The organism is Flavobacterium sp. (assembly GCF_029242675.1).
Classification (GTDB): domain Bacteria; phylum Bacteroidota; class Bacteroidia; order Flavobacteriales; family Flavobacteriaceae; genus Flavobacterium.
The window spans coordinates 1-7,593 of sequence record NZ_JAQWTM010000010.1 but is presented as its reverse complement, the minus strand read 5'-3'; the positions used below and the strand labels follow the sequence as shown (position 1 = coordinate 7,593).

Below are 7,593 nucleotides of genomic sequence, written 5' to 3'. Positions count from 1 at the left end.
CTTTCGTAAAAAATTACCATACAAGGTTATTCTGCTATCATTCACCGTGGCAAACACGGCTCCATTGGCTTCAGCATTCTTCACCATGGTTCTGAATTTGATGATGTCAAAAACGACCCCGTCTCGGCCTACCCTTTTTTGACGGTAAAACAATTGACCTTTATTGGCGATAGCATTTCCAATAAAAACAAGAGGAATTAATAAAAGACCAAACGCTATCCCTAAGACCGCTAAAACGATCTCAATGATTCGCACGATAGTCAAATACAATTTATTTTGGTTGCTCCTACTAAACGGAAAAAATCCATAAAAATCTTTTGCCATGTAATGCACTGGAATGCGTTGGGTTTTACTTTCATACACTTGCGTATACTCTCTAATAATTTTACCTGACTCCAAGAGATGCAATAATTGTTGGTACAAAGTAGCTGTGATACCATTTGTTTTTTGGGTAGCAACCACTATTTCGGTTACTTTATTTTCTTTGACAAAAGTGGATAAATTATCGCGCTCAATTTGTTCTACATAATGGTTTCTAGAATCATCTATTTCAATGGCATCAATGCTTACATAGCCGATAATTTTATAATGTGGATCTATATTCTCTAAGCCCAATATTAGCTCTTCTACTTCACAATTTTCGCAGATCAAAACGGCATTTTGCATAAAACGATTTGAAGCTAAAAAACGAACATAAAAAAGCCTCCAAGAAATCAAACTAAAAAAAAGAACAAGAAAAAAGGTTAAAATTTGCAGTCGATTGGTTGGTAAAAGAGGAGAAAAAACGGGAGTAAGTAAATAGACCAGAGCTGTGGTAGTGGAAGTTAAAATCGTACTTCTTACAATTAAAAACTGATTGCTAGCCACTTGTAGTTTATACATCTCGAAAATAATACCAAAAACACTTAGATAAAGTCCAAGAACAAAGGCAGCTGAAAATTGAGTAGCAATGGTTTCTAGATATTCTAATTCGAAAAAATAAGATGCTAGGTACAACCATAACCAAACAAAAAAGAGATCGAATAGATAAAGAATCATCTTTCGTTCTGATATTTCAAAATGGATTTTATTGCTTGCCATAAGTTTTGGAACTTGCTGCTGCAATGTAATAATTTTGGCGCAAGTACCTTTGGTACTTCGTTTAAAACTATTTACTAATTATTAACATCCCACCGCCAAAATCGCTAGACCTCCTTTTTTGGAGATGTTCTAGGTATCAGTTGTACATTGAGTAGTGACAAAGCGTAAATAAATGAGGGAACTGCCGTACGCATTGCAGCATGATTGATTGTCAAGAACCAAAAGGCAACGAAGCAAAGCAAATACATATTAAATTTGTTCTCTAGATACAATACTAAAGGGGTAACAAACAAAATTAAGAGCCCTAAAGCACCAAATGAGCCGTGCTCAGCGAGCATTCTCGTTATTTCATCGTGAGACAATATGAAATTTCCAGTTTGAACCTCTCTATTTTCTACTCCTTTCCCAACACCTACTCCAAAAATAGGATTTTCTAAAAACTGCTTTATCTCATTTTTAGCCACATCTTCTCTTCCTGTAAACTGGCTTTCCTTGGCTCTACCGGCGGCATCTTGGTTAGCATATCTTTTTTCAATCAGCCCGCCCGTTTGATAAGAGGTATAGCTCCAGACACCCATCATTGCCACTAAGATGAGCCCAAAAATATAATTTAGCTTTACCTTTCCTTGAAAATTGGATTTAAAGTAAAGGAATACTAATAAGAGTACAATCATTAAAAAACCGGTAATCATACCTCCTCTTGAAAAAGTAACCATCCCTCTATAGCTGATAATTAAAGCCAAAACAAGATTGATAAGCAGTAAAACTTTTGTTTTTGATTCCAAAATAATTCGAGAAAAAAAGATAAACATTCCTAATCCTAAAAAAGTAGCAACTTGGTTGGGACCAAATCCTCCTGAAGTTTCAAAGTTGGAATCAGTACCCGTTATCACGTCTCTTATATTTGGCGTGTAAAAAATAAGATAAACAACACAGCTAATAATTGGCAAACCTAGACAAAGCAGAATATTATTCATTCTCTCTAATGATAATTTTCTCCTATAGGTGTATAATGACGCAAATGCCAAACATAATGGACCTGAAATATTAAAAGCGATAGAATTTTTGATATTTGAATCAAAATTCAACACAAAACTTGACATCACGACACCAGGCACTAACAAAAGTAAAAAAATCCAATACGGAACGGCTCCTTTTGAAAAGCCCTTGTAAAACATCCCCATAAAGATAAAGACCATTACTTCATATTTTGAGAATTCATAGGTAATATTACCTCCTGTCATTCTTAATATAAGTTCGCTTCCAACAACATAACCCGCCACCAAAAGACATTCATCTTTTTTGTTTTGAGATTTGACAACAAAATATATTCCCAATAAAAAAATTGCGTATCCGTACACTTTCGCCATAAATGGTACAGCATAAATAACCATTCCAATAAAAACATGGAATAAAATTAAGTAAAAATATACTTGCTCTTCTTTTTTCATTTTATACTAGTATCTAACCAATGTAAATATTGGTATATGATATTCTCTTCTGTAAATTGCTATTCAATTCTAATTAATAAAACCTTAGCGTAATCAGCTCATTTCTTATAAAGTTCATCAAGTATTTATATGGATCGGACTTAATATATTATGCGCACTACTAGTAATTATCAAGCTCCTTAAATGCTACACAATCAATAATTCTTTTTTATTTGATTACAGCAAAATGCAGAAACACTTTCATTAGTAGTAACTGATTAACAATTTATAAATTCGTTAAAAATTACTAAATATAAATTCTTCTTATTTAATAGGGTCCATTGAATACTTTATAAAATATCTTGCTACCATAAATAAACTGAACTTAAAATTCGTAAAGATAATTTAACACTATTTGAATTGAACTACATCCAATGATTTATCTTGAACTTAATAATACAATTAGGAGAGAACAGAAATGAAATTCGAAACAACGGATCATTTCTCTACTACTTAGTGAGTATATCCGCATATTTGGTAATCAGCATTTGCATTACAACTTCTTTAGAAAAATTCTTCGATACCCACGTCTTTAACTTCAAGCCAAATTGGCGCCTACTAATTTCATCGTTTACTAATCTTTCTAACTGATTTTTTAATGAATGTATATCATTAGGATCAAAAAGTAATCCAGTACTATTAGCAATAACTATCTCGTCGCAGGAACCTACATTTGCAGATAAGGTAGGCAAGGCACACATTCCATATTCAAGTAAGCTGACCGGAAAACCTTCTGAGGTAGAAACTAAAACTCCTATACTAGCTTGGAGCAAAATATTTTTAATGTCAGGTCGGGAATCATAAAAAAAAACTGATTTTATTAAATTTTTATTTTTAACGAAATCATAAAGTCTTGTAGCATAATCATCAAGATAATCTTTTCCTATCAAATGCAAGCTCCATCCCATTTTATATAGTAGCAATTGTTCAAATGCTTCTAATAATACTAAATGATTTTTTGGGTTTTTAAGATTCGCGACATAAACAATTCGCTTACCGCTTATACCTTGCAAAACTGTTTCCTTGCTACTTTCGGTAATGCAAGTCGTGAAATTTGGAATGTAAAGGATCTGTTTGCAGAATGTTTTTTGTCTTGCCCACAACTCTAAACTTTTACTCACCACAAAAATAGCACTAAAAAAAAAAGAGCAGCAAATTAAGATTACATTATTAAATCTTGACTGCCTCACTCTTGCCCCATAATGTTCATGCCAAATAATTTTAATTTGAGGATAGGTAATTTTTAATAAAGTGGCAATAAAAAAAGAAGTTCCATGAGCGTGCACGATCTCAACTTGATGCTGAATAATATATTTTCTTAATCTAAAAACAGCCTTAAAATCTATAGCATATTTTCTAGATAAATATAAGTAAGAACAATTAGATTGAATTACTTTAAGCAAAGGCCCTTCTTTTCTTGTAGTAACTATTCCTGAAAACTCAATCATATCTGCCAAGCTATTCGCATAATTAAGAGCCATGCGCTCTGCACCGCCAGCCTCTAAGGAATCTATAATTTGAACAATACGCATTAAATTATCAATTTTTTAATTTCTGATTCAAAAACATCTAATGTATATTTTTGTGACCATGCAACTGCTGCATTTCGTTTCAATTCATACTCTTTTGCATTATCTAGGAGCGAGGCTACTTTAGCTATATCATCTTCTAATTTTTTATATAACAACAACCCTCTTTCTTCCTTGTTCAACATACTAAAAATGCAAGAGACATTCGTTGCGATTGGAACACAACCCCAAAACATGCCTTCGGCAATCGCTTTTGGCCAACCTTCACTATCTGATGGAAGCACAACAAAATCACTCTCTTGATAGGCTATCTTTAGTGTTTCTCTGTCTTGATTCCCTCGTAGCATAACTACTTTCCCTAAAACTTTATCCTTTACATAACGTGCTAAATTGCTGCGTTCTAATCCTTCTCCAAACAATTGTAAAGCCACAGCATATCCTTTATCGCGAAGCCCTTCGACTAACTGGACAGCATACAATGGATTTTTACCTTTCACTAAAGTTCCTACAAAAACAAAATTCGTCACAGGGTTTGCTTTTACAGGTTGCAAAGGATGTTTTTCCTGTTCTAGGTAGCTTGCCGTAAAAAAAGATTTACAGTTCTTGGTTTGTCTATTCCATTCTCCATAGATCAATACTTGCATATTCCTTGTTAAAAAAGTATTCGATAGTATTTTTTGTTGCAAAGTATAGGTCCAAGGTTTTTTGGCATTCGGGTCCCAGTTACCTGCATATTTTGCTGTTTTCATTTTTTTAGGAAAAAAAATCTGCATGCAACACCCAAGCAATCCAATATTTCCTGGACAACGTAAATGTATATGATCCGCCTGTTGCATAGCTTTATACATTTTCCAAAGTATTTTAGGTAATTTACCTATGGAAAAAAAAACATTTTTTAAACTTAGAATATTGAAATTTTCAACTTGAATAAAATCAATTTGATCCTTCTCGTAAGCAGAATCAATAGCCGTTTTTAATTGGTTTGATATGGGTGCTAAAATGACAAGCTCGTCAACATACTTCGTCCAAATATTCATTTCGTTGACGTAAGGCGCATAAGCAAAAAAATGATTCTGCTCTATGATATGCGGGACATGTGTAATAACTAGAAATTTCACTGTATTTTTGGTTTGTTAAACAACAAACTCCACCAACCAAAAGTTCTCCCTAAAGCTTCTGTCAAAGGTTCTTTTTTTGTATCAGCAGTAATTGCATTCGTATATCTAATAAGTGTTAAGAGAATAGTTATTGCGTGCCATTTAAATTGCTGTTTGATGGTAGGATTTGGATTTTTAGTTCGCCAAACATACCAACCGTTACGCACTACCATTTTACCATATTGATATTGATTGGGCCTTCCCGATGGATCATGATGATGATTTAATTGTGCTGCAGTATTCAAATATAAGGTTCCTACTTTAGCCACTCTCAATGTAAAATCGGCATCTTCATACAATCCATAGCCTTCAAAATAGATAGAAAACTGAACGGTTTTAAACACTGATTTCTTAAAGGACGAAACACCACCCATAAGCATCTCAACTTGATATGTTTTACCGCTAGGAGGTAAAAACCCCACACTTCGTCCATGCGAATACAACGAAGAATAACCTGGAGGACAATCACTATCTAATCCTAACTTTTTTCGAAGGACGAATCGACTTCCTTCCTTTTGCATCCAACCGTCATAATAAAACTCATTAACTGATGGTTGATATCCATCTCCTACATATTTCCATTCTTTTTCATTTACAATAGAACCTCCCACACCCATTGCCTCTGGATATAATTGGTACGTTTGTAGCAACTCCTTAAAATAATCCATTTCAAGAACTATATCATCATCTAAAAAACAGACTACCTCTATTTCCTTTCCTACTCGCTCTACACCATAATTGCGTTGCTTGGTTAACCCACGATCATTATCTAATACCTTGAAGTACTTAAGATTATCAAAATAATGATCCCTTAAAACAATATCCGTCAACTCGTTAGTAGAACCATCAACAATTAAAATCTCATCCGGATAAACGGACTGCTGTTTAACTGACTGTAATAGCTTGAGTACTGGTTGCGGACGCATGTACGTACAAATTATTAAAGAGAATTTCATCGTTTTTTATCTAATTTATTTGCCCAATAAAGACTTCTGTTCCATTGCTGCTCAAAAGCAAAATAATATTTAAAAGGATTTCTTATTGATTGTTGTCTGTAATACTTAAGAAATAAAATAGTTTTATATCCCAAGTTTTGCTCTTTTGTTTTGTGCGCAATCTGAAAAAGCATTACTGTAGGTGATGGTTTTGGCTGAATTTCATCATTACTCCAACTTAAAAGTGGCTTTGTTCTGAACCCACCAATAGGAGCTTTTAAATGAAGAATTTCAGGTTGCGGAAAATACAAAACATCATGCCCTAGATTACGTAATTGCATCCCAAAGTCATTATCCTCTCCATAACCAAACTCGTAGCCTGTGTCGAAACGACATTGCATACTACTTTTAGCAGCTATCATACTACAGCCAGAACCAAAGGCGCCCCATTGCATATAGGTATTTAATTGAGTTTTCTCTCCTTTTTGTAAACAACAGAAGGAAGCTGCTTCTGATCCATATTGTTCGATAGAATAGAAAGCATTCTCAAAAAAATTAGCGTTAAAAACAATATCATCATCTGCGAGAAAAACCCATTCATGCTCTACTTCTTTTAGAGCCAAATTTCGAGCATTACAAGCTCCAGCTTGCCGTGTGAAAATATGTTTAATTTGAAAAGGCCAATTCTCATTGGTTAGATAATCTAATTCAGATATACTATCCTGTAAAGGGTTTTGTTCAACGACAATTACTTTTTTAGGAAGTAAGGATTGCTTCGCTAAGTCCTGCAAAACATCATACAAATAGTCTTTACGCCCGATGGTAGGAATAATTACGTCTATAGTTTTGCTTGCTATTACTTTTCTTGACGAGGCTACTTTTATAGTGTCAATTGCTATGCTGTCTGCATTTCTCTTACTGTAAAAAAACGCGCTTACAAAAGGCAAAAAAGCCCATTTCTTTTCGTAAATTATAAAATTAAAAAACAACAAAAACACCCATCTCGTCCTATAATGTTGTTTCACAAAACGGAAAAGCGTGTAAATGGATCGCTCTTTCAAGTCATTTACTTCAATTCCATTTAAAAGCTTTGGTTCCGAATAGCAAAAAAGTCCTTCTGGCATCAGTAGTTTTGCCAATGAATTTAGATAATAGTCGAAATTAGAATTAAAAGGTATTTTATCATCAACTTCTACTACAACCGAAGCGTGAATCATTCCTACTGTACTGCTCATTTGCCAAGTTGGGAATGACACCTTTTTATTGACTTTTATAGAGAGTGATTCATCAACGTAACCAATACTATTTCCTAAATAAGTATCCTTTTTCGGATTGTAGGAGAGCATTAACCTATCGTGATGAAAAAGTGTATTTAGTCCTTCTACATTTAAATTCTCTTGGT

6 protein-coding genes are annotated in these 7,593 nt (G+C 33.8%); all 6 read right to left on the bottom strand.

The window, feature by feature from the left end:
* Positions 1-1,080, bottom strand: a 1,080-nt coding sequence (locus P8M54_RS00435) for a sugar transferase (RefSeq protein ID WP_300283760.1), incomplete at its 3' end; no start/stop codon positions are given.
* A gap of 104 nt (positions 1,081-1,184) precedes the next feature.
* Complete coding sequence (locus P8M54_RS00430; RefSeq protein ID WP_300283758.1) at positions 1,185-2,531, bottom strand: O-antigen ligase family protein; 1,347 nt, start codon at positions 2,529-2,531, stop codon at positions 1,185-1,187.
* Between the two features lie 488 nt (positions 2,532-3,019).
* Positions 3,020-4,102 carry a glycosyltransferase gene (locus tag P8M54_RS00425; RefSeq protein ID WP_300283756.1) on the bottom strand — a complete coding sequence of 361 codons (1,083 nt, stop codon included), beginning with the start codon at positions 4,100-4,102 and terminating at the stop codon, positions 3,020-3,022.
* On the bottom strand, positions 4,102-5,217 hold the full coding sequence (locus tag P8M54_RS00420; RefSeq protein WP_300283754.1) for a glycosyltransferase: 1,116 nt from the start codon (positions 5,215-5,217) through the stop codon (positions 4,102-4,104). The genes P8M54_RS00425 and P8M54_RS00420 overlap by 1 nt, the downstream gene beginning before the upstream one ends.
* Positions 5,214-6,212: a glycosyltransferase gene (locus tag P8M54_RS00415; protein WP_300283752.1), complete on the bottom strand. Its 999-nt coding sequence runs from the start codon at positions 6,210-6,212 to the stop codon at positions 5,214-5,216. Before P8M54_RS00415 ends, P8M54_RS00420 begins: the two co-directional genes overlap by 4 nt.
* A partial coding sequence (locus P8M54_RS00410) for a glycosyltransferase (protein ID WP_300283750.1) occupies positions 6,209-7,593 on the bottom strand: 1,385 nt, incomplete at its 5' end. The genes P8M54_RS00410 and P8M54_RS00415, both read right to left, overlap by 4 nt.